At 63.5% G+C, this 22,397-nt stretch carries 20 protein-coding genes, 1 tRNA gene and 2 pseudogenes; 11 read left to right on the forward strand and 12 right to left on the reverse strand.

Going from position 1 to position 22,397, the window contains the following annotated elements; translation table 11 throughout:
* Nucleotides 1-354: 354 nt before the first annotated feature.
* Nucleotides 355-2,058, forward strand: coding sequence for an AMP-binding protein (locus ACODSK_RS01585; protein WP_489013349.1), 1,704 nt, complete (start codon nt 355-357; stop codon nt 2,056-2,058).
* A gap of 236 nt (nt 2,059-2,294) precedes the next feature.
* On the opposite strand, the pseudogene ACODSK_RS01590 reads toward ACODSK_RS01585, so the two are convergent.
* Together ACODSK_RS01590 and ACODSK_RS01595 are read right to left on the reverse strand one after the other, a co-directional pair.
* Nucleotides 2,295-2,480, reverse strand: a pseudogene (locus ACODSK_RS01590) (methyl-accepting chemotaxis protein); the annotation flags it as partial.
* Nucleotides 2,481-2,533: 53 nt separating this feature from the next.
* Nucleotides 2,534-2,870 (reverse strand): annotated as a pseudogene (locus ACODSK_RS01595) (PAS domain-containing protein); the annotation flags it as partial.
* A 999-nt stretch (nt 2,871-3,869) separates the two neighbouring features.
* Here ACODSK_RS01595 and ACODSK_RS01600 point away from each other — a divergent pair.
* Both ACODSK_RS01600 and ACODSK_RS01605 read left to right on the forward strand, forming a co-directional pair.
* Complete coding sequence (locus tag ACODSK_RS01600) at nt 3,870-4,565, forward strand: 3-oxoacid CoA-transferase subunit A (RefSeq protein WP_056802975.1); 696 nt, start codon at nt 3,870-3,872, stop codon at nt 4,563-4,565.
* An 8-nt stretch (nt 4,566-4,573) separates the two neighbouring features.
* Entirely contained in the window at nt 4,574-5,215 is a 642-nt protein-coding gene (locus ACODSK_RS01605; RefSeq protein ID WP_489013351.1) for a 3-oxoacid CoA-transferase subunit B, read from the forward strand.
* Nucleotides 5,216-5,279: 64 nt separating this feature from the next.
* Here ACODSK_RS01605 and ACODSK_RS01610 read toward each other — a convergent pair whose 3' ends face one another.
* The 8 genes from ACODSK_RS01610 to ACODSK_RS01645 form a co-directional block, all read right to left on the reverse strand.
* Nucleotides 5,280-5,462 (reverse strand): DUF1289 domain-containing protein, encoded by a 183-nt coding sequence (locus tag ACODSK_RS01610; RefSeq protein WP_489013353.1) that lies wholly within the window; start codon nt 5,460-5,462, stop codon nt 5,280-5,282.
* 181 nt (nt 5,463-5,643) lie between these two features.
* Nucleotides 5,644-6,558, reverse strand: a complete 915-nt coding sequence (locus ACODSK_RS01615; protein WP_489013355.1) for an AraC family transcriptional regulator — start codon at nt 6,556-6,558, stop codon at nt 5,644-5,646.
* Between the two features lie 442 nt (nt 6,559-7,000).
* Nucleotides 7,001-7,076, reverse strand: a tRNA-Gly gene (locus ACODSK_RS01620).
* Nucleotides 7,077-7,142: 66 nt separating this feature from the next.
* On the reverse strand, nt 7,143-7,703 hold the full coding sequence (pgsA, locus tag ACODSK_RS01625; protein WP_489013357.1) for a CDP-diacylglycerol--glycerol-3-phosphate 3-phosphatidyltransferase: 561 nt from the start codon (nt 7,701-7,703) through the stop codon (nt 7,143-7,145).
* A gap of 33 nt (nt 7,704-7,736) precedes the next feature.
* Nucleotides 7,737-9,560: an excinuclease ABC subunit UvrC gene (uvrC, locus tag ACODSK_RS01630; RefSeq protein ID WP_489013359.1), complete on the reverse strand. Its 1,824-nt coding sequence runs from the start codon at nt 9,558-9,560 to the stop codon at nt 7,737-7,739.
* Nucleotides 9,561-9,562: 2 nt separating this feature from the next.
* Complete coding sequence (gene gacA / locus ACODSK_RS01635; RefSeq protein WP_009394222.1) at nt 9,563-10,204, reverse strand: response regulator transcription factor GacA; 642 nt, start codon at nt 10,202-10,204, stop codon at nt 9,563-9,565.
* Nucleotides 10,205-10,338: 134 nt separating this feature from the next.
* Nucleotides 10,339-10,692, reverse strand: coding sequence for a helix-turn-helix domain-containing protein (locus ACODSK_RS01640; protein WP_489013361.1), 354 nt, complete (start codon nt 10,690-10,692; stop codon nt 10,339-10,341).
* Nucleotides 10,693-10,807: 115 nt separating this feature from the next.
* The gene (locus ACODSK_RS01645) at nt 10,808-11,260 is read right to left on the reverse strand and encodes a GNAT family N-acetyltransferase (protein ID WP_489013363.1); all 453 of its coding nucleotides are present in this window, start codon (nt 11,258-11,260) and stop codon (nt 10,808-10,810) included.
* A 184-nt stretch (nt 11,261-11,444) separates the two neighbouring features.
* Here ACODSK_RS01645 and ACODSK_RS01650 point away from each other — a divergent pair, with 184 nt between their 5' ends.
* Nucleotides 11,445-13,055 (forward strand): inorganic phosphate transporter, encoded by a 1,611-nt coding sequence (locus ACODSK_RS01650; protein ID WP_489013365.1) that lies wholly within the window; start codon nt 11,445-11,447, stop codon nt 13,053-13,055.
* Here the strand turns inward: ACODSK_RS01650 and ACODSK_RS01655 are convergent, their stop codons facing one another.
* The gene (locus ACODSK_RS01655; RefSeq protein ID WP_489013367.1) at nt 13,056-14,123 is read right to left on the reverse strand and encodes a sigma-54 interaction domain-containing protein; all 1,068 of its coding nucleotides are present in this window, start codon (nt 14,121-14,123) and stop codon (nt 13,056-13,058) included.
* Nucleotides 14,124-14,412: 289 nt separating this feature from the next.
* On the opposite strand from ACODSK_RS01655, the gene ACODSK_RS01660 reads away from it, so the two are divergent.
* Both ACODSK_RS01660 and ACODSK_RS01665 read left to right on the forward strand, forming a co-directional pair.
* Complete coding sequence (locus ACODSK_RS01660; protein WP_489013369.1) at nt 14,413-15,636, forward strand: lipase family protein; 1,224 nt, start codon at nt 14,413-14,415, stop codon at nt 15,634-15,636.
* 12 nt (nt 15,637-15,648) lie between these two features.
* Nucleotides 15,649-16,839, forward strand: a complete 1,191-nt coding sequence (locus ACODSK_RS01665; RefSeq protein ID WP_489013371.1) for an LLM class flavin-dependent oxidoreductase — start codon at nt 15,649-15,651, stop codon at nt 16,837-16,839.
* Between the two features lie 112 nt (nt 16,840-16,951).
* On the opposite strand, the gene hpaA is transcribed toward ACODSK_RS01665, so the two are convergent.
* The gene (hpaA, locus tag ACODSK_RS01670) at nt 16,952-17,839 is read right to left on the reverse strand and encodes a 4-hydroxyphenylacetate catabolism regulatory protein HpaA (RefSeq protein WP_489013373.1); all 888 of its coding nucleotides are present in this window, start codon (nt 17,837-17,839) and stop codon (nt 16,952-16,954) included.
* A gap of 164 nt (nt 17,840-18,003) precedes the next feature.
* On the opposite strand from hpaA, the gene ACODSK_RS01675 reads away from it, so the two are divergent.
* The 5 genes from ACODSK_RS01675 (at nt 18,004) to ACODSK_RS01695 (ending at nt 22,357) form a co-directional block, all read left to right on the forward strand.
* Nucleotides 18,004-18,675, forward strand: a complete 672-nt coding sequence (locus tag ACODSK_RS01675; RefSeq protein WP_489013375.1) for a fumarylacetoacetate hydrolase family protein — start codon at nt 18,004-18,006, stop codon at nt 18,673-18,675.
* Entirely contained in the window at nt 18,675-19,451 is a 777-nt protein-coding gene (locus ACODSK_RS01680; RefSeq protein ID WP_489013377.1) for a fumarylacetoacetate hydrolase family protein, read from the forward strand. The genes ACODSK_RS01675 and ACODSK_RS01680 overlap by 1 nt, the downstream gene beginning before the upstream one ends.
* Before the next feature lie 5 nt (nt 19,452-19,456).
* Entirely contained in the window at nt 19,457-20,917 is a 1,461-nt protein-coding gene (gene hpaE, locus ACODSK_RS01685; protein ID WP_330078379.1) for a 5-carboxymethyl-2-hydroxymuconate semialdehyde dehydrogenase, read from the forward strand.
* 173 nt (nt 20,918-21,090) lie between these two features.
* A complete protein-coding gene (hpaD, locus tag ACODSK_RS01690) occupies nt 21,091-21,948 on the forward strand; it encodes a 3,4-dihydroxyphenylacetate 2,3-dioxygenase (RefSeq protein ID WP_489013379.1) in 858 nt (285 codons plus the stop codon).
* A gap of 16 nt (nt 21,949-21,964) precedes the next feature.
* The gene (locus ACODSK_RS01695) at nt 21,965-22,357 is read left to right on the forward strand and encodes a tautomerase family protein (RefSeq protein ID WP_489013381.1); all 393 of its coding nucleotides are present in this window, start codon (nt 21,965-21,967) and stop codon (nt 22,355-22,357) included.
* The last annotated feature ends 40 nt before the right edge of the window (nt 22,358-22,397 follow it).

Consider the following 22,397-nt stretch of genomic DNA (forward strand, 5'->3'; position numbering starts at 1 on the left):
AAGGCTGGCAACTCAAATCCAACAGGCCATGGCACGTTGCAACAAATGTGGGAGCGGCTGTTAGCCGCGATGCGCCGTGTGGACGGCGCTCGATCTTGAGGGCGCTAGAAAACCATCGACATGCGCTTCGCGATGCGCCGCGCGGGCGGCGCTCGATCTTGAGGGCACTGGAAAAACATCGGCATGCGCCTGTCAGCCTTGATCCGCTATCACATCTCCTTCACCCCCATGCAAATTTGCACATGCCACCCGCTTTTTTGTGAATTCAGCAGCCATAAACGCGCGCCTATACTCGCTCCAACCCCCTGCTTCCTGACCAGGCGGGACTGACAACAACAATCAAGGCACGCCCCCATGAACCAAGCACGCCACGCCTTCCTTGCTGCCCGCGATTTCCTGCTGGCCCACCGTACCGATTACGAAACCGCAGCCCGCGACTTCCGCTGGCCCAGCCTCGATCGCTTCAACTGGGCGCTGGACTACTTCGATCCCATGGCCGCCGACAACCCGGCCAGTGCGTTGTGGATCGTCGAGGAGGACGGCAGCGAACGCCGCTACAGCTTCGACGAGATGGCCCGGCGCTCCAATCGCGTGGCAAACCATCTGCGTGCCCTGGGGGTGAAGCGCGGCGAGCGCATCCTGATGATGCTGGGCAACGACATCGCCCTGTGGGAGTCCATGCTGGCGGCCTTCAAGCTCGGCGCAGTGGTCATCCCCGCCACCGCCCTGCTGACCGCGGAAGACCTGCGCGACCGTATCGCCCGCGGGCGCGTGCGCCACCTTATCGTCGGCGCCGCCAACCTGGAGAAATTCACCGGCATCGACGGTACCTGCACCCGCATCAGCGTCGGCGCCCAGGCGGACGGCTGGGTGCCCCACGCCGCCGCCGAACAGCACAGCGAGGACTTCATCGAGGAAGGCGTGACCCAGGCCAGCGACCCGATGCTGCTGTACTTCACCTCCGGCACCACGTCCAAGCCGAAGATGGTCCTGCACAGTCACCAGAGCTACCCGGTGGGGCACCTGTCGACCCTGTACTGGATCGGCCTGCAGCCTGGCGACATCCACCTGAACATCTCTTCTCCCGGCTGGGCCAAGCACGCCTGGAGTTGCTTCTTCGCGCCGTGGAACGCCAGCGCCTGCGTGTTCATCCATAACAACCCGCGGTTCAACGCCGCGTCGCTGCTGCAGACCCTGGAGCGCTACCGCATCACCAGCCTGTGCGCGCCGCCGACGGTGTGGCGGATGCTGATCCAGGAAGACCTCGCCAGTTATCGCGGACGCCTGAGTCTGCGTGAGCTGGTGGGTGCCGGTGAGCCGCTCAATCCGGAAATCATCGAGCAGGTCCAGCAGGCCTGGGGCCTGGACCTGCGCGACGGCTTCGGCCAGTCGGAAACCACCGCGCTGGTCGGCAATACTCCTGGCCAGCGGCTCAAGCCCGGCTCCATGGGCCGTCCGCTACCGGGCTATCGGGTGACCCTGCTCGATCCCGATGGTCAGCCCGCCACCGAAGGCGAAGTCGCCCTGCCCCTGGCCGAGCGACCGCTGGGCCTGATGCTGGGCTACGAGGACAGTCCGGAGAAAACCGACGAAGTCATGCGCGGCGGCTACTACCGTACCGGCGATACCGCGCAGGTCGATGCCGAGGGCTACATCACCTTCGTCGGCCGCGCCGACGATGTGTTCAAGGCGTCGGACTACCGTATCAGTCCGTTCGAGCTGGAAAGCGCGTTGATCGAGCATCCGGCGGTGATGGAGGTGGCCGTGGTGCCCAGCCACGATCCAGTGCGCCTGGCCGTGCCCAAGGCCTTCCTGATCCTGGTCCATGACCACGAGGGTAATGCCGAGCTGGCCCACGACATCCTCGCCTTCGCCCGCGAACACCTGGCGCCGTACAAGCGGATCCGGCGCATCGAGTTCGTCGCCGAATTGCCCAAGACCATTTCCGGCAAGATCCGTCGGGTCGAGCTGCGCCAGCGGGAGGACCAGCGCCGCCAGGGCGACAGTCGCGGCGAGCGTGAGTACTTCGAGGAGGACTTCCCGCAGCTCAAAAGTTAACAGTCTCTGACAGCTCCATAGCAGCGCATCATTCAGGTTTTGCGGACGTTCTGTTTGACTACTTGGGGCTGCTTTGCAGCCCTTCGCGAGCAAGCTCGCTCCCACGGTATTGCGCTACTTCGTGGGAGCGAGCTTGCTCGCGAAGGGCCGCAAAGCGGCCCCATGACTTAGCTGACGGGCATTCCTCTAGGGGCGGCTCTCTTCCTCACCAGCACCCATCATCGCCTTGGCAGTCGTGTCGCCTCGGTCGTGCGAATCGCCAGGGTGCGGACTTCATCGGCGACCACGGCAAAGCCCCGGCCATATTCGCCCGCGCGGGCGGCTTCTATGGCGGCGTTCAGGGCCAGCAGGTTGGTCTGGCTGGCGATGCCTTCGATGGAGCTGACAATCGTGTCTATCTTCTTCAGGTTGCCCTGAAGCGACTGGTGCTGAAGGTCCTGCCGGCGCCTGAGTTCGGACGCTTCGAATTCATCCTGAGCATCGACCAGCGAGCCGATCACGCGTAGAAGAACACCGCTGTAGCTACGCTGGGCCAGGCCTTTGGCCCGGAACCAGCGGTATTCGCCGCTCTTCAGCTTCAACCGATAGGACAGCTCCAGCGGGGCCTCTGCGGCGAGATCCGCCATGTACGCGGTAAAGGTATCGAAGGTGCTTTGCTGGTCTTGCGGATGCAGTCGGGACGCCCAGCTTTCCAGGCGTTCAGGAAACTCCTGAGCATTTTCGAAACCCAGCAGGCGAATGAATTGAGGCGACCACCAGACCGCGTTCCTCGGGTTGACCAGGTCGCCGTCCACCACTTCCATCTCCCAGATCGCGTCGCGGATGGCTTCGAGCGAGAGCTGAAAGCGCAGCTCGCTGGCAGCCAGTGCATCCCGTTGACGCTTGTGTTCCGTGATGTCGTGCAGCACGCAAAGCATCTGCGGGGCTTTGGCGGCAGCGCCACTCACCTCAAGACAGCCTTCGAACCAGACATATTCATCCGCAGCAACGCGGATCCGGCATTCGAACACCTGTGCCAGTGTCCCTCGCGAGCCGTAAAGCGCTGTCTCCACCGGGGTACGGTCATCCGCATGCAGATAGGCCATCAATTCACCCAGGCGGGTTGGCGCGCCAGGCAAAAGCGCCGCCAGTTGCGGCGAAAGGGTTATCGCGCTACCCGGGCCGGGCTTTCCGTGAGAGGAAGACTCCCAGAAACAGCCTCCCGCGCAGGAGGTGAGCAATTGAAAACGAACCCGCTCGTGCCGATACGCTTCTTGTGCGGCCATCAGGCTTTGCGTGAGTGTTTCAAGCTCCCGGGCCTGGACTATCTTCTCTTCTTGCAGAACACCGAGTCGGTGCTCGATGTCCGTCAGTGATCGCTCGGCTTGCACTGCCAGCGCCCGGATCGAGCCTGAGCAGACGGCATCGGCAGCGTTCGAGAGGTTGATGATTCGAGAAAGCGTGTTTCTGACCGCCCGGATTGTGGAAAAGAGAAACATCGTAGCGTCTCGGTTATCACAAGGTGGGAGGCAGTTTAGTGACGAGGTGGTCCTGTGGCTGCGCGCGGGGACATCTGTTCCGGAAGTTGGTATTCATGGTTTTGCCACGAGCCACAACCAGAGCCCTATGGCCGTGACAGCCACAACCCTGCGCGCATATCGCACAACGGTTCGATAATCGCACCACTTCCGCTTTACCCCCTCTACTTGTTGCCCTCTCTGCGGCACGCTATGGACAAGTCAGCCAACGACTCCAGGCGCTGACTGGCCCAGGCCTCACGGCGCGTCGGCCAGTCCGGCAATCAATACTCCAGGAATAACCAGGAGCCCGCTTTGATCAATAAAACGTTTGAGTCCATCGCCAGCGCGGTGGAGGGCATCACCGACGGTTCGACCATCATGGTCGGCGGCTTCGGCACTGCCGGCATGCCGTCCGAGCTTATCGACGGGCTGATTGCCACCGGTGCGCGCGACCTGACCATCATCAGCAACAACGCCGGCAACGGCGAGATCGGCCTGGCCGCCCTGCTGATGGCCGGCAGCGTGCGCAAGGTGATCTGCTCCTTCCCGCGCCAGTCCGACTCCTACGTCTTCGACGAACTGTACCGCGCCGGCAAGATCGAGCTGGAAGTGGTGCCACAAGGCAACCTGGCCGAGCGTATCCGCGCTGCAGGCTCGGGCATCGGTGCGTTCTTCTCGCCGACCGGCTACGGCACCCTGCTCGCCGAAGGCAAGGAAACCCGCGAGATCGATGGTCGCCAGTATGTGCTGGAAATGCCGCTGCACGCCGACTTCGCCCTGATCAAGGCGCACAAGGGTGACCGCTGGGGCAACCTGACCTACCGCAAGGCCGCGCGCAACTTCGGCCCGATCATGGCCATGGCCGCCAAGACCGCCATCGCCCAGGTCGACCAGATCGTCGAACTCGGCGAGCTGGATCCGGAGCACATCATCACTCCCGGTATTTTCGTCCAGCGCGTGGTCGCCGTTTCCGGCGCTGCCGCTTCTTCGATCGCCAAAGCTGTCTGAGGCCTGCCATGACCATCACCAAGAAACTCTCCCGCACCGAGATGGCCCAGCGCGTCGCCGCCGACATCCAGGAAGGCGCCTACGTCAACCTCGGTATCGGCGCACCGACCCTGGTGGCCAACTACCTGGGCGACAAGGAAGTCTTCCTGCACAGTGAAAACGGCCTGCTGGGCATGGGCCCGAGCCCTGCTCCGGGCGAGGAAGACGACGACCTGATCAACGCTGGCAAGCAGCATGTGACCCTGCTCACCGGCGGTGCCTTCTTCCATCACGCCGACTCGTTCTCGATGATGCGTGGCGGCCACCTGGACATCGCCGTACTGGGTGCCTTCCAGGTCTCGGTCAAGGGCGACCTGGCCAACTGGCACACCGGCGCCGAAGGTTCGATCCCTGCCGTGGGCGGCGCGATGGACCTGGCCACCGGCGCGCGCCAGGTGTTCGTGATGATGGACCACCTGACCAAATCCGGCGAAAGCAAGCTGGTGCCCGAGTGCACCTACCCGTTGACCGGGATCGCCTGCGTCAGCCGCATCTATACCGACCTGGCGGTGCTGGAAGTGACGACCGAGGGTTTGAAAGTGGTAGAGATCTGCGCCGATATCGACTTTGATGAGCTGCAAAAGCTGAGTGGCGTACCGCTGATCAAGTGATTCAACGGCGACCTTGTGGGGGCTTGGCCTCCACAAGGTCCTGTTTGCTTTGCGGTATCCCGCCCTACTTTTTCTTTTTGGCGATGCCTTTCATCCGCAGGGCCGCCTTCTGCACCGTGGCCATCTTTTCCGGCCTTTTCATACCGCGCCATTTACGAATCTCTTCCCTGGTTCGCCCGCAACTGACGCACATTTCGCTGTTCAGCTGGCAGAGCGAGACGCAGGGGTTTTCAACATCTTTTGCCATGTTTCCTGCCTGATTGATCGATGAGCAGAGCGCTCACGGCCCCGCGTTGCTTATCGAGGCTGCGCAGCCCTGATTTTCGCTGCGGCAGGATACCGTTCGAAACCCGGTCCGCGCACCCAGCCCGGCGCAATGCCTTCTCCCGCGACACTGCGCGCCAAGGAGTTGCTCAGGTTAGGAAGGATCAGTTCAGGCGCAAGCGACGGATGTCCCGCTGCGGTGGCTCGCCGAACAAACGGGCGTACTCACGGCTGAACTGCGAGGCGCTTTCGTACCCGACCCGCGCGGCCGTGGTACTGGCATCCAGGCTGCGGGTGAGCATCAGCTGACGCGCCTCCTGCAGGCGCAGTTGCTTCTGGTATTGCAGCGGGCTCAGGCCGGTCAGAGTGCGAAAGTGCTGGCGGAAGGTCGAAAGGCTCATATGGCAACTGGCAGCCAGTCGCTCAAGATCCATGGGTTCGGCAAAGTGGTGCTTGAGCCAGTTGATGGCGCCGACCATTTGCTGGTTGGGCGCCCCTTGGCTGATCAGGTGACGCAACTGCGCGCCATGGGGACCGGTCAGCAACCGGTAGGCGATCTCACGCAGGACCAAGGGTGCGAGGTACGGCAGCATGATCGGGTCGGCCAGCAGCTCCACCAGGCGCAACGCCGCGTCGAGCAGGCCATCGGTCAAGGGCTCCACGGCCATCGATCGAAAACCGCAGTCGTGAATCGGTGATGGCAAGCGCAGCTCGGTCAGCATCTGCAGCACGTCCTGCGGCGTGAGGTGCAGCATCAGGCCGAGAAATGGCTCGCCATGACTTGCCTTGGTGACGGTGGTCACCACGGGAAGATCGACGGTCGCCAACAACGACTGCCCTGGTCCGAAGTTAAGGACCTCGTCACCTGCCACCACCTGCTTCTCGCCCTGAGCGGTAATCCCCAGGCCAAGACCGTATATGCAATACAAGGGTTGGGTGACCGTGCGACGGCGATGCAGGGTCAAGCCGGGAATCGCGGTTTCGTAATCGCCATCGGAGAGCGCAATGCGAGCGATGGCGGCAGCCAGGGCTCGGCAATCGCCCGCAGGCGGCCGTGGCGGTTCGGAAGACCCGGTCATGAGGTACCTCGATGCAAACGTGACAGCACATTGATGGGTGGGTGTCTGATAAGACATTCAGCCTGATCGCCTCGCCGGCAACGGCTGCCGGACGACGAACAAGTCGAGCTGATTGTAAAAAAAGGCGGGGAACGGTCTTTGCCTATTCCGGTTGATGACTTGCTCGTTCTGATAAAGCTTCAGCGCGGGAGCCTGGGGAAAGGCTTTGGAGGTTGGGGTTTGCCTGACTGCAGGGTGTCAGGTCGAGAATAGGATTTGCCTGTTTTGCCTGACTTTTTTTGGGGGGAGCTTGATGCCGTCTGTTGCGCGGGAATGACGCGTGACGTTTAAGGAGGACGAGGCAGGTCTCGGTGATTTTTCCCGGGAAAACGAAAAAAGGCCCTAAAGGGCCTTTTTTCTTTCACTCCAGAATGATCATAAAACCATTCTGAAGCGCCATATTTGGAGCGGGAAACGAGACTCGAACTCGCGACCCCGACCTTGGCAAGGTCGTGCTCTACCAACTGAGCTATTCCCGCGTCGTCTTGATGGTGGCCATTGTATAGAGTTGAAACATATCGTCAACCCCTTGATTCAGAAAAACTTTATTTTTTTTCCGAGCCTTCGCGCAGGTGCGGCCAGGCGGCACGCAGGTAGTGCACCATCGACCACAAGGTCAGGCCCGCGGCGATCATCAGCAAGGCATAACCCACCACCACCCAGGCGGTGAACGCCGGTGGGTTGGCCAGGAGGATGACCAGCGCCAGCATCTGCGCCGCGGTTTTCCATTTGCCGAGGTTGGAGACCGCGACATGCGCCCTCGCCCCCAGCTCGGCCATCCACTCGCGCAGTGCCGAAACCACGATCTCGCGACCGATGATCACCGCCGCCGGCAGGGTCAGCCACAGGTTGGCGTGCACCTGCACCAGCAGCACCAGGGCCACCGCCACCATCAGCTTGTCCGCCACCGGATCGAGGAAGGCGCCGAACGGCGTGCTCTGCTGCAGGCGCCGGGCCAGGTAGCCGTCGAGCCAGTCGGTGGCCGCGGCAATGGCGAAGACGCTGCTGGCCGCTACATAGCTCCAGTGATACGGGAGGTAGAACAGCAGAATGAAAATCGGGATGAGCAGGACACGAAGGACTGTTAGCAGGTTCGGGATATTCATCGGGACAACTGGCTGCGAGGTGAACGGGGGATTCTACTCGCTATGCAGGCTGTCATAAATCGACTCGGCGAGCTTTTTGCTGATTCCGGGTGCCTTGGCGATTTCTTCCGCACTGGCGCGGGACAATTCCTGCAAGCCGCCGAAATGTTTCAGCAGGTCACGACGGCGTTTCGGCCCGACTCCGGCGACGTCTTCCAGGCTCGACGTGCGCCGCGCCTTGCCGCGCCGCGCACGGTGGCCGGTGATGGCGAAACGGTGGGCTTCGTCGCGGATCTGCTGGATCAGGTGCAGCGCCGGGGAGTCGCCCTTGAGGGTGAACTCGTGGTGCACATCGTTCAGGTACAGGGTCTCGAAACCGGCCTTGCGGGTCACGCCCTTGGCCACGCCGAGCAGGGTCAGGTCCGGCACCTGCAAGGCCTGCATGACCTCCCGGGCCATGTTCAGCTGGCCCTTGCCGCCGTCCACCAGCAGGACATCGGGAAGCTTGCCCTCGCCGTCCTTGATCCGTCCGTAGCGCCGGGTCAGGGCCTGTTGCATGGCGGCGTAGTCATCGCCCGCCGTCACGCCTTCGATATTGAAGCGGCGGTAATCGGACTTCAGCGGACCTTCCGGGCCGAACACCACGCAGGAGGCGACGGTGGCTTCGCCGCTGGAATGGCTGATGTCGTAGCACTCCAGGCGCTGCGGCACTTCCGGCAGGCCCAGCACCTCGGCCAGGGCCTCGAAGCGCGCGGCCATATGCTGGCGGTTGGCAAGACGGGCCATCAGCGCCTGTTCGGCATTGGTCACCGCCAGTTGCTGCCAGCGGGCACGGGTGCCGCGAACCCGGTGGCTGATGCCCAATTCGCGGCCACGCAGGGTTTCCACGGCGTCACGCAGAGCATCGAAGTCTTCATGAATGACGTTGACGATCAGCTCCGCCGGCAGCTCGCGCTCGGCGTTGCCCAGGTAGTACTGGGACAGGAAGGCCGACATGACCTCGGCCACCTCCTCCTCGATACCCACCTGGGGAAAGAAGTTCTTGCTGCCGAGCACCCGCCCGCCGCGCACGCTGATCAGGTGCACGCAAGCGCCGCCCGGGTTGACGAAGGCCGCCACCACATCGACGTCGCCGCTGCCGCCCTCCATGCTCTGCTGGTCCTGAACCCGGCGCAGCAAGGCGATCTGGTCGCGCAGCTCGGCGGCCTTCTCGAATTCCAGGACCATGGCGGCTTTTTCCATGTCGGCATTGAGTTCGTTGGTCAGCTGATGGCTGCGACCTTCGAGGAACATCACCGAGTGGCGGGTATCCTCGGCGTACTCGGCCGGCTCGACCAGGCCGACACACGGCGCCTTGCAGCGCTTGATCTGGTATTGCAGGCAAGGCCGGGTGCGGTTGGCGTAGTAGCTGTCCTCGCACTGGCGAACATGGAAGGTCTTCTGCAACAGGCTCAGGCTTTCGCGGATCGCTCCGGCACTGGGGTACGGGCCGAAATACTTGCCCTTCTGCTTCTTGGCACCACGGTGGATGCCCAGCCGCGGGAATTCGCCGTCAGACAGGAATACGTAAGGGTAGGATTTATCGTCACGCAGCAGGATGTTGTAGGGCGGCCGCCATTCCTTGATCAGCGTCTGCTCCAGCAGCAGCGCTTCGGTCTCGCTGGAGACGATGGTGGTCTCGACCTGGGCGATGTGCCCGACCAGCGCAGCGGTCTTCGGCGCCAGGCCGGTCTTGCGGAAATAGCTGGCCAGACGCTTCTTGAGGTTCTTGGCCTTGCCTACATAAAGCAGGCGACCGCCAGCGTCGAACATCCGGTAGACACCCGGACGGCCGCTGCAGGTCGCCAGAAACGCACTTGGATCAAAAGCGGGGGTCATGTTCAGAGGTTGGCGTCGACCATACCGTGGCGGACCGCCAGCAAGGTGAGTTCCACATCGCTGGTAACCGAGAGTTTTTCGAAGATGCGGTAACGGTACGTGTTCACGGTTTTCGGCGACAAGCACAGCTTGTCGGAAATGATCTGCACCTTCTGGCAGCCGACGATCATCAGGGCGATCTGGATTTCCCGCTCGGACAGACTGTCGAACGGCGAAGCGTTCTTTGGCTCGAAGGACTTGAGCGCCAGTTGCTGGGCAATCTGCGGACTGATGTAGCGCTGGCCGGCAAACACCAGGCGGATGGCCTGGACCATTTCCTCAAGCCCGGCGCCCTTGGTCAGGTAACCGGCAGCGCCGGCCTGGAGCAGACGGGTGGGAAACGGATCGTCCTCGCAGACGGTGACCGCGACCACCTTGATGTCGGGGTGACTGCGCAGCAGCTTGCGGGTGGCTTCGAGGCCACCGATTCCGGGCATTTTCACGTCCATCAGGACCACGTCCGGCTTCAACTCGCGGGTCTTCTTCAACGCTTCTTCGCCGGAGTCGGCCTCGCCTACCACTTGCAGACCGTCGATGTCGGCCAGCATGCGGGTTATGCCGGTACGTACCAGATCGTGATCGTCGACCACCAGAACCCTAATCAAGCAGACACCTCGCCTTACGGTCTGAATTGGATCCGGCCACCTTATCAAAAAATTGCGTGGTGGACCTAACAGAATGCGTCACAAAGATGACGTCAGATTTCATTTTTTCGACACTCGGGTTACGCATTTTCCGATCAGGCCAATGCCACCTTGCCTACAGGCGCCAGAGCATTTCCCGCCAGACTCTCCAGAAGATGTCGTACAGCCTGCTGATCCGCCGGTTGTAGGCGCCGGTAGCAGTCGAGCAAATGGTTCTCACCAGGGCGAAGATCGTCGAGGATTGCCGGCGTCGGCACGCCGCTCAATACATACAAGGCGTCGACGCCGCTGGCCGCTACCGCCGCGAGATAGTCGGCACGGGGGGTACGCTCGCCACTTTCATACTTGCCCTGGGCGTTGGGCTCGACACCACCGATATCGCCAAATGCCCGCTGAGTCAGCCCAAGGCGTTCGCGTTCTTCCCTGAGACGTAGTCCAATACCCTTCATACGAATACATAATCCTTTGCAAAACACCCAATTAAGGGTAGGAAACCCGGTACATCCACTGCACCGTCAACAATCTTGAACTATGCCTGCGCGGCGAAGTGCAGCACAAGCCGTCCTACGCCTTTCGAAGGGGGTCAACGCACGCTTCGCGCTGCATGCGGACAAAGCACTCGTCGACGCCTTCTTGACGAAATCCCTCACGCAAATAAAGCCGACGCGCCGGGTTGTTCTCGAATACGGTCAGACGCAACCACGGCAATCGGCGCAGCTTCGCCCAGCCGTTCAATTCGCGTAACACCCAGGTGCCGCAGCCCTGACCGTGGAAACCTTCCAATATATGCAGTTCGCGGATATACAACGCCCGGGAGTCCTGGCTCAGACTGCAAAAACCCAGGCGCCGTTCGTCGCCCATCAGCAGCCATTGCTCGCGCCACCCCCAGGCCTGATCGAAGGCTTCGTCCTGCCACAGCAGATCGTAATCACAGTAGTAGCGCAGCATGCCGCGCCGGGTCAGGTCACGGGCAAACGGCAGGTCTGAATCGCTGGCGGGGAGCAGTTGCAGGTTCACGGCAGGGCCTCGTTCGAAGGGGCTTCCAGGTCGCTTTGAAACGGACCCGGACAAGCCCTTCATCACTCAAATCAATGGAGCTTACACCCGGTTTCATTGACTGGCGTCAGCTCGCTCACTGCCTATGCTAGTACGCTGCCCTGGCACAGGCAGGAGCCTGAAAATGTCACCCCCGGACCCGTTCATGACTACCCAGACCAGCGCCACCGCCCCTGCGGGCGCGCTCGCAGCATCCTCTCCCGGCTCCCGTGCGAGCCGTAGCCCCGCCGTGCTGTTCTGCAGCCTGCTGATCGGCGCCCTGCTCTACACCGCCTGGAGCCTGTTCCGCGATATCGACGCCAGCGGCACGGTGATCACCACCTGGACGCCCTTCCTGCTACTCGGTCTGGCGCTGCTGATCGCCCTCGGCTTCGAGTTCGTCAACGGTTTCCACGACACCGCCAACGCGGTGGCCACGGTGATCTACACCAATTCCCTGCCGGCGCGCTTCGCCGTGGTCTGGTCCGGGGTGTGGAATTTTCTCGGTGTGCTGTTTTCCAGTGGCGCGGTGGCCTTCGGCATCATCGCCCTGCTGCCGGTGGAGCTGATCCTGCAGGTCGGCTCATCGGCCGGTTTCGCCATGGTCTTCGCCCTGCTGCTGGCGGCGATCATCTGGAACCTCGGCACCTGGTGGCTGGGCCTGCCAGCCTCCTCGTCGCATACCCTGATCGGCTCGATCATCGGCGTGGGCGTGGCCAATGCGCTGATGCACGGTCGCGATGGCACCTCCGGGGTCGACTGGGCCCAGGCCGGCAAGGTCGGCTATGCCCTGCTGTTTTCACCGATCCTCGGTTTCGCCTGCGCCGCCGTGCTGTTACTGGGCCTGCGCAAGCTGGTGAAACACCGCGCACTGTACGAAGCCCCGGTCGGCAACCAGCCGCCGCCGCTGTGGATCCGCGGCCTGCTGATCGTCACCTGCACCGGCGTGTCCTTCGCCCACGGTTCCAACGACGGACAGAAAGGCATGGGCCTGATCATGCTGATCCTGGTCGGCACCCTGCCCATGGCCTATGCGCTGAACCGGACCATGCCGGAAGAACAATCGCAGCGCTTCGTCATGGTCGCCCAGGAGACCCGCCAGGCCCTGTCGGGCTACGCCACGGTGCCGCTGCTGGAGGCCCGGCCCCGGGAAGTGCTGACCCAATTCATCCGCGCCCCCGAAGCCAGTCCGCTGCTGATCCCGGCGCTGGCCAGCCTGGCCGGCGATATCGGCCAGCAGGTAGACAGCTATGGCCTCGCCGGAATCCCCGCCGAGGCGGTGAGCAACGTGCGCAACGACATGTACCTGACCAGCGAAGCGATCCGCCTGATGGACAAGCACAAGCTGCTGGAGGTGGATGCCGAGGCGCGTAGAACGGTGCAGCAGTTCAAGACCAGCATCGACGACGCCACCCGTTTCATCCCGCTGTGGGTCAAGGTCGCCGTGGCCCTGGCCCTTGGCCTGGGCACCATGGTCGGCTGGAAGCGCATCGTCGTCACCGTCGGCGAGAAGATCGGCAAGACCCACCTGACCTACGCCCAGGGCGCCTCCGCCGAACTGGTCGCCATGTGCACCATCGGCGCGGCAGACCATTTCGGCCTGCCGGTGTCCACCACCCACGTGCTCTCCTCGGGGGTCGCCGGAACCATGGTGGCCAACGGTTCCGGAGTCCAGGGGCGGACCATCCGCAACCTGGCCATGGCCTGGATCCTCACCCTGCCGATGTCGGTCCTGCTGTCCGGCGTGCTGTACTGGTTGCTGACCCGGTTTATCTGATCAGGCGCTGTTGCTGCGCAGTTCGCCGATCTTCTCCAGGCGGGCGCGGACGATATTGCGGCTGATGTTCAGCAGCCGACCGGTCTGCAACTGGTTGCCATGGCAGAAGCGGTAGGCGGTACGGAACACGGTTTCCTCGATGTGCTCGTAGAGGTCGGGAATGTTCTGTTCGAACAGCGCGGTCAGCGCCGCTTCCAGGTCCGGCGGCGCTGCCGGCAGGCGCTGCGGCAGCAAGGCTTCCTCGTGGCGCACACCTTGCCCCGGGCGCATATCCACCAGATGCAGGTCTCCCGGCTGCACCCGCTGCTGGCGGCACACCAGCAGCGCGTGGTGAATGGCGTTTTCCAGCTCGCGGATATTCCCCGGCCAACTGTGGGTCAGCAGCTTGCGCTCGGCTTCCGGGCTGAGGCTCGCGCGGTTGTAGCCGAGGCGCTGGCAATGCTCTTCAAGGAAGAACTCGGCCAGCGGCAGGATATCCCCCGGCCGCTCGCGCAGCGGCGGCAGGCGAATGGTTGCCACATGCAGGCGGTAGAACAGGTCCTCGCGGAAATTCCCCGCCACCACGGCATCGGCCAGGTTGACGTTGGTCGCGGCCACCAGGCGCACATTGATCGGGATCGGCGTGCGTGAACCCAGCCGTACCACCTCGCGCTCCTGCAGCACGCGCAGCAGTTTCACCTGCATGTTCAGCGGCAGGTCGCCGATCTCGTCGAGAAACAGCGTGCCGCCATTGGCCGCCTCGAACCAGCCGGCCTTGGCGTTGGTCGCGCCGGTAAAGGCGCCCTTCTCGTGGCCGAACAGCTCGCTCTCCACCAGGGTTTCGGCGAAGGCACCGCAGTTCACCGCGACGAACGGCTCGCGGCCGCGACGGCTGAGCTGGTGGATATGCCGCGCCACCAGCTCCTTGCCAGTACCGGTCTCGCCGATGATCAGCGTGTTGGCTTCGCTGGGCGCCAGGCGCTCGATGCGACTGAGCAGTTCCTGGGACCGCGGGTCCTTGAACACCAGGACGGTGGCGCGAACGGACTTGGTCAACTCGCGGGCGTTGGGATGGGTAATCAGCGACATAAGGGCATTCCTGGCAGGTGTGGCGCGCCCTCATAGTGCACGAAACAAATTAGAACAAATAATTATTAATTTGCATTTGTATATTCCAGAAAAGTCAGTGCAGTAGCACTGCTGCTCCAGCAGCAACCGGCCAGCAGGGAGTGTTCCAAGGTCAGCACGAGGCGCCAGCGGCCGTTGCCAATGCTTAGGCTGGAAGCCTTGTCAGCCGCGGCCTGCAGCGTATTTCCCGACATTTGGCATGGCTTTCGCTCAAGGGCTCCCCGACCGTTGTCTCGTTCAAGGACCCTTCATGAAATTCACCCGTGCCCTTACCGTCGGCCTCAGCCTGCTGGCCCTCTCCGTCAACGCCCTGGCCGGCGAAACCTACGCGCCGAAACCCGACCCGCTGCAAGGCGACGGCCGGGTCTCGGCGTTCTACACCTTCGACAAGGCGATCCCCGCCACCCCGGGCAAACTGCTGCGCAGCGAGCCGCTGGACCGCACCCTCAGCCTGCCCGGCGCCGCTTCGCAACTGCGCATCCTCTACAGCTCCACCGACGGTATCGACGGCAAGACGCCGATTGCCGTGTCCGGCGCGCTGTTCATTCCGCAAGGCAAGGCACCGCAGGGTGGCTGGCCGGTGGTGACCTGGGGCCACGGCACCGTGGGCGTGGCGGACATCTGCGCGCCGTCCTGGTCCGGGCGCTCCTACCGCGACGTGCAGTACCTGGCGCGCTGGCTGAGCGAGGGCTATGCCATCGTCGCCACCGACTACCAGGGCCTCGGCGTGCCCGGTGGCCATCCGCTGCTGAACAACCGCATGGCCGCCTACGGCATTCTCGACGCGGCGAAAGCGGTGATCGCCGGAGTGCCGGGCCTGGCCAACAAGGTGCTGGTGCTCGGCCAGTCCCAAGGTGGCGCCGGCGCCTTCGCCGCAGCTGCCTACGCACCGACCTACGCCCCCGACCTCGGCCTCAAGGGTAGCGTCGGCACCGGGGTGATCTACACCGTCGGCAGCAAGAACGTCGGCGAGCAGGACCCGAACAAAGTCGACGCCTCCCTGGCCTACGGTTTCTACACCCTGCTCGCGGCGCAGCAGTACAACCCGCAGATCGATCCGCGCGACTACTACACCGACAAGGCCCTGCCGCTGTTCGAACAGGCCCGCACCAGTTGCCTGGCACAGTTGACCGCCGATGTCATCGGCACCGGCCTGACCCCGGCCAACACGCGCAAGGCCAATGACGGCGAGCAACTCAAGGCCTGGCAGGCCCAGGTCAGCTACCCGACCCTGAAACTGGCGCAGCCGATCTTCATCGGCACCGGCGCCGAGGACAAGACCCCCGCCGCCTCGACCCAGGTCGCCCTGATGCAGGACGCCTGCAAGGCCGGCTCGGTGGTCCAGGGCCACCTGTACAAGGGCCTGGGCCATAGCGAAACGGTCAATGCCTCGCTCAAGGACTCCCTGCCGTTCGCCCGCAAGGTGTTCAACGGCGAAACCATCGCCCCGGTCTGCAACCCCTCCGTGCAATAAGGACAGCGCCCCATGAGCATCGAATTCTTCACCCGCCTGCCACTGCACGGCGAAACCCAGTTCCTCCCCGGCGACCCGCGCAACCGCGGCGACTGGCATCCCGGCGGCGACAGCACCGGTGCGGTGTCGGGCTTTCGTGTTGGCGATCACTTCACCTACATCGACTACCTCGGGCAGATCGCCAAGGCCGCCGAAATCAACGGCTTCGGCGGCGTGCTGATGGTCAACGCGCCCTACGGCGAGGAGCCCTGGACGGTGTGCTCGCTGCTGGCCCGGGAAACCCGCACGCTGAACTACGTGGCGGCCTTCCAGCCGTACCACTACACGCCCTGGGTCGCGGTGCAGCAGGCCGCCACCTACCAGCGCGCCACCGGCAACCGGCTGATCTGGAACATCATCAATGGCGGCTCGGACGCGGTGCAGCGCCAGGTCGGCGATTTCTTCGAGCATGACGATCGCTACGAGCGTGCCACCGAGTTCATGGACGTGGTGCGCGGCTACTGGGGTTCGGAGAACTTCCACTACGACGGGCGCTTCTTCAAGGCCGAAGGCGGCGGCCTGCGCGGGCCGCAGAAAAAGGCCGAGCTGCCGCTGATCTGCACCGCCGGCTCGTCGATCCCGGCGCGGGAGTTCGCCGCCAAGCATGCCGACTTCTACCTGATGCGCGCCGAGCACCCGGACAAGATCCGCGAGCTGATCGCCGATATCCGCGAGCGCGCCTTGAAGTACGGGCGCGACAGCGAGATCCGCTTCGGCCTGTCCATCGACGTGATCACCCGCGAAACCGAGGAGCTTGCCCATCTCGAAGCCAAGCGTTTCTTCGACGAAGGCGTGGCGAAGAACACCATCAAGGCCGCCGCCGTCCACGCCGGGCTGCGCACGGCGCGCAAGCTGAGCTACGAGGAGGAATACGGGAATCGCGAGGAGAGCAAGCGCTTCGACGATTTCTTCATCTACCCGAACGTCTGGGCCGGGTTCGGCTATATCGGCATCCCGCCGGGGCTGGCACTGGTAGGCAGCTACGAGAACGTGGTGGCGCGGATTCGCGAGTACAACGAGCTGGGGATCGATGTGTTCTTCCTCGCCGGGTATCCCCATCTGGAAGAGGCGTATCGGCTTGGGGAGCATATCCTTCCGCATTTTCGCGGGGAGCGGGAGGCGCTGAAACGGGCTGTGTTGCCTGGGCTTAAAGCAGCAGGCTGAAGTTTTTTACTGCGTTTTCGGGCCTCATCGCTGGCAATGCCAGCTCCCACAGGGTTCTGTGTCACCGCGGACATTGTGGGAGCCGGCGTTGCCGGCGATGAGGCCCTCACAGTCAACGCAATCCTCCCTGCCTCAACCGGTATTCGCCCGGCGTCACCTGGGCATACCGCAAAAAGAACCGGCTGAAATACGCCGGATCCTTGAACCCCAGGCTGTAGCAGATCTCGTTCGCCGAACTCCCGGTAAACAGCAGCAGCCGCTTGGCCTCCTGCATCACCCGCTCCAGCACCAGTTGCTTGGACGGCAGGTCGGCGATCCTGCGGCAGACATCGTTCAGCCGCGCCTCGGTCACCCCGATACCCTCGGCATAACGCGACAACGGCCAGTGCTCCAGGTAATGAGCCTCGATCAATTCGTTGAAGCGGTGGAAGATCAGCAGGTCTTCATGCCGTGTGGTCCGCGCCGGCAATGACCGCGCGCACAACCGCAGCAGACTGATCATCAGCAACCGGGTCAGGCTGTGCAGCGCCGCTTCCCTGCCCGCCTCCGTCCCTTCCACTTCCCCGCGCAACAGCTCGAAGAGCATCTCCAGCCGCTGCGCCTCGACCAGCCCGTTCAAGGCCACGCAAGCCGGCGCCACCTGCGCCCCCGGGGCCAACCCGGGATCGGCTTCGAGCAACTGCCAGACCAGTTGCTGGCGCACCGTCAGCACATGACCGTCGGCATCCGGCTCGGTCACGAAGGAGTGCGGGATGGTCGGCGGCGTGAGGAAGAACATCGGCCCGGATTCGACGTACTGCTGGTCGTCCAGATAGACCCGCACCGTCCCCGACTTGACGTAATGCACCTGGAAAAACCGGTCGTGCCGGTGCACCGGCATGTTGCGCCCGAAGAAGCCGGCGAGGTTGCCGAGCTGGTCGTAGTGCACTTCCGAGTCGCTGTAGCGCTGGTCGTAGACCTGCCCGATGTTGATGTTGGGGATCGGTGTGCGATCGCTCATGGCCCTGTTACCCGTTACTGCTTGTTGTTCTGTGCGCCAGCTTAACGCCGCCACGGACGATCGGCAGCTTGCATTTCGTTAACATCTTAATTATAACGTTAACACATTAACAATTACCCTCGTGGGGCACCCCGTGTCGTCCCGCCCACTGTCAGGAGAAGAGCATGAGCCGTGCCCTGCATGACACTGCCACCGGCACCCTGTTCGGCGTTGCGCTGAACTACAAGGGGCTGCTGCAACAGCGTCTCGCCGAATTCGAACAGGCGCCGTACCAGAAGCCACCGGTCAAGCCGGTGCTGTTCATCAAGACCCCCAACACCCGCAATGGCCATGGCCAGCCGGTGGTCTATCCCAAGGGTGTCGAGCGCCTGCAGGCCGGCCCTGCCCTGGGCGTGGTGATCGGCAAGCGCGCCAGTCGGGTCAGCGCCGAACAGGCCCTGGAGCACGTCGCCGGTTTCACCATCGTCAACGAATTCAGCCTGCCGGAAGAGAGCTACTACCGCCCGGCGGTCAAGGCCAAGTGCCGCGACGGCTTCTGCGTGATCGGCCCGGAACTGGTACCGGTGGCACAGATCGCCGACCCGCACCAACTGGATATCCGCCTGTTCATCAACGGCGAAGTCCGTCAGCAGAACAGCACCGCCAACCTGGTGCGCGGCATCCCGCAACTGATCGCGGAAATCAGCGAGTTCATGACCCTGCATGAAGGCGACGTGCTGATCACCGGCACCCCCGAAGGCCGCGCCGACGTGCAGGCGGGCGACCAGGTCGAAATCGAAATCACCGGGCTGGGCCGTCTGGCCAATCCCATCGTTGCCGAGCAGGAGGCCCACTGATGAAACACGCTCGTATCCGTTTCCAGGGTGAAGTCCACGCCGTGACCGTGGAAGCCGACAACGCCGTGCGCCTGGCCGATGGCCGCCTGATCGCCGAAGATCAGGTCGAGTGGCTGCCACCTGCCAACGGCAGCATGTTCGCCCTCGGCCTGAACTACGCCGACCACGCCGCCGAGCTGGCCTTTGCGCCGCCGACCGAGCCGCTGGCCTTCGTCAAGTCGCCGGGCACCTACACCGGCCACAACGCCATCACCTGGCGCCCGGACAACATCAAGTACATGCACTACGAGTGCGAGCTGGTGGCCGTGATCGGCAAGCCGGCGCGCAACGTCAAGCGCGAGGACGCCCTGGAGTACCTGGCCGGCTACACCGTGTGCAACGACTACGCCATCCGCGACTACCTCGAGAACTACTACCGCCCCAACCTGCGGGTGAAGAACCGCGACTGCACCACCCCGGTCGGTCCGTGGATCGTCGACGTGGCCGATGTACCGGATCCGTCCAACCTGACCCTGCGCACCTGGATCAACGGTGAGCTGAAACAGGAAGGCAGCACCCGCGACATGATCTTCGACATCCCCTACCTGATCGAATACCTGTCCAGCTTCATGACCCTGCAACCCGGCGACATGATCGCCACCGGCACCCCGGAAGGCCTGGCCGACGTGGTCCCGGGCGACGAAGTGGTGGTGGAAGTGGAAGGTGTCGGCCGCCTGGTCAACCGCATCGTCAGCGAAGCCGAGTTCTTCGCTCACTACAACAAAACTGAGGCATGAGCAGCATGATCAAGCACTGGATCAACGGCCGTGAGGTCGAGAGCAAGGACACCTTCGTCAACTACAACCCGGCCACCGGCGAAGCCATCGGCGAAGTCGCCAGCGGCGGTGCCGAGGAAGTCGCCCAGGCGGTTGCTGCGGCCAAGGAAGCCTTCCCGAAATGGGCCAACACCCCGGCCAAGGAACGTGCCCGCCTGATGCGCAAGCTGGGTGAGCTGATCGACCAGAACGTGCCGAAGCTGGCCGAGCTGGAAACCCTGGACACCGGCCTGCCGATCCACCAGACCAAGAACGTGCTGATCCCGCGTGCCTCGCACAACTTCGACTTCTTCGCCGAAGTCTGCACACGCATGGACGGCCACACCTACCCGGTCGACGACCAGATGCTCAACTACACCCTGTACCAGCCGGTCGGCGTGTGTGGCCTGGTATCGCCGTGGAACGTGCCGTTCATGACCGCCACCTGGAAGACCGCGCCATGCCTGGCCCTGGGCAACACCGCGGTGCTGAAGATGAGCGAACTGTCGCCGCTGACCGCCAACGAACTGGGTCGCCTGGCTGTCGAAGCCGGTATTCCGAATGGCGTACTCAACGTGATCCAGGGCTACGGCGCCACCGCCGGTGATGCCCTGGTCCGTCACCCGGACGTGCGCGCCATCTCCTTCACCGGCGGCACCGCCACCGGCAAGAAGATCATGCAGACCGCCGGCCTGAAGAAGTACTCGATGGAGCTGGGCGGCAAGTCGCCGGTGCTGATCTTCGAGGACGCCGACCTGGAACGCGCGCTGGACGCCGCGCTGTTCACCATCTTCTCGCTGAACGGCGAGCGCTGCACCGCCGGCAGCCGGATCTTCATCCAGGAGAGCGTGTACCCGCAGTTCGTCGCCGAGTTCGCCGCCCGCGCCAAGCGGCTCATTGTGGGTGATCCAACCGACCCGAAAACCCAGGTCGGCTCGATGATCACCCAGGCCCACTACGACAAGGTCACCGGCTACATCCGCATCGGCATCGAGGAAGGCGCCACCCTGCTCGCCGGCGGCCTGGAGCGCCCGGCCAACCTGCCGGCTCACCTGGCACGCGGCCAGTTCATCCAGCCGACCGTGTTCGCCGACGTGAACAACAAGATGCGCATCGCCCAGGAAGAGATCTTCGGCCCGGTGGTCTGCCTGATCCCGTTCAAGGACGAAGCCGAAGCGCTGCAACTGGCCAACGACACCGAGTACGGCCTGGCCTCGTACATCTGGACCCAGGACATCGGCAAGGCGCATCGCCTGGCCCGTGGCATCGAGGCCGGCATGGTGTTCATCAACAGCCAGAACGTCCGCGACCTGCGCCAGCCGTTCGGCGGCGTGAAGGGCTCGGGTACCGGTCGCGAAGGCGGTCAGTACAGCTTCGAAGTGTTCGCCGAGATCAAGAACGTGTGCATCTCGATGGGTAGCCACCACATTCCGCGCTGGGGTGTCTGACCGCTGATCGGGCGATCACCGAAATCCCCTGTGGGAGCTGGCGTTGCCAGCGATGAGGCCAGCAGCCTCACCACAGAGGGTGACTGCCAGGGCCCTATCGCTGGCAACGCCAGCTCCCACAGGGTCCTGCGTCGCACACGCGAGACAAGAACAACAGAACCAGGAGTTCCATCATGGGCGAAGTCGTCCTGGCAGCCAAAGTCTGCCACGTCCCCTCGATGTACCTGTCCGAACTGCCGGGCAAGCACCACGGCTGCCGCGAAGCGGCCATCGCCGGGCACAAGGAAATCGGCCGCCGCGCCCGCGAGCTGGGCGCCGACACCGCCGTGGTGTTCGACGTGCACTGGCTGGTCAACAGCGCCTACCACATCAACTGTGGCGAGCACTTCAAGGGCGTCTACACCAGCAACGAACTGCCCCATTTCATCAAGGACATGGCCTTCGAATACCCCGGCAGCCCCGAACTGGGCGAGCTGATCGCCGCCGAGGCGAATGCCGCCGGCGTGCGCACCCAGGCCCACAACATCCCGAGCCTGGAGCTGGAATACGGCACCCTGGTCCCGATGCGCTACATGCACATGGGCGTGCCGGACGAAGAAAAACTGCAGGTCGTGTCGATCGCCGCCTGGTGCGCCTGGCACCGCCTGGAAGACAGCCTGGCCTTCGGCGCCGCCGTGCGCCGGGCCATCGAGAAGAGCGACCGCAAGGTCCTGGTGCTGGCCTCCGGCTCCCTCTCCCACCGCTTCTCCGACGACCGCAACGCCGAAGCCAACATCCATAACTGGACCCGCGAATTCGACAAGCAGGTCGACATGCGCGTGGTCGAGCTGTGGAAGCAAGGTCGCTTCAAGGAGTTCTGCGCAATGCTCCCCGACTACGCCACGGCCTGCTACGGCGAAGGCGGCATGCACGACACCGCGATGCTCCTCGGCCTGCTCGGCGGTGCCGACTACGACAAGCCGGTGGAAGTCCTGACCGAAGCCTTCGGCAGCTCCGGCACCGGCCAGATCAACGCGATCTTCCCGGTCTGATCCCAAGGAGTTCTCCATGCCTCATTTCATCGCTGAAATCACCGACAACATCGAACAGCAAGCCGACCTGCCCGGCCTGTTCGAGAAGGTCCACGCCACCCTGGGCGCCAGCGGCGTGTTTCCCCTCGGCGGCATCCGCAGCCGCGCGGTGCGCCTGGACACCTGGCGCATGGCCGACGGCAAGCACGACTACGCCTTCGTCCACATGACCCTCAAGGTCGGCCACGGCCGCGACCTGGAAACCCGCACGCAAGTCGCCGAGCAGCTGTTCGCGGTGATCACCGAGCACTTCGCCGCCCTGCAGGCCGAGCGCCTGCTGGCGCTGTCGTTCGAGATGACCGAGCTGCACCCGCAACTGAACTTCAAGCAGAACAACGTTCACGCATTCCTGAAAAACCAGGCGGGTTGACCTCCCCGCCTTCCCTTAACGGCACACTTCATCCACGGCT

It is taken from the genome of Pseudomonas sp. FG98, assembly GCF_057808595.1.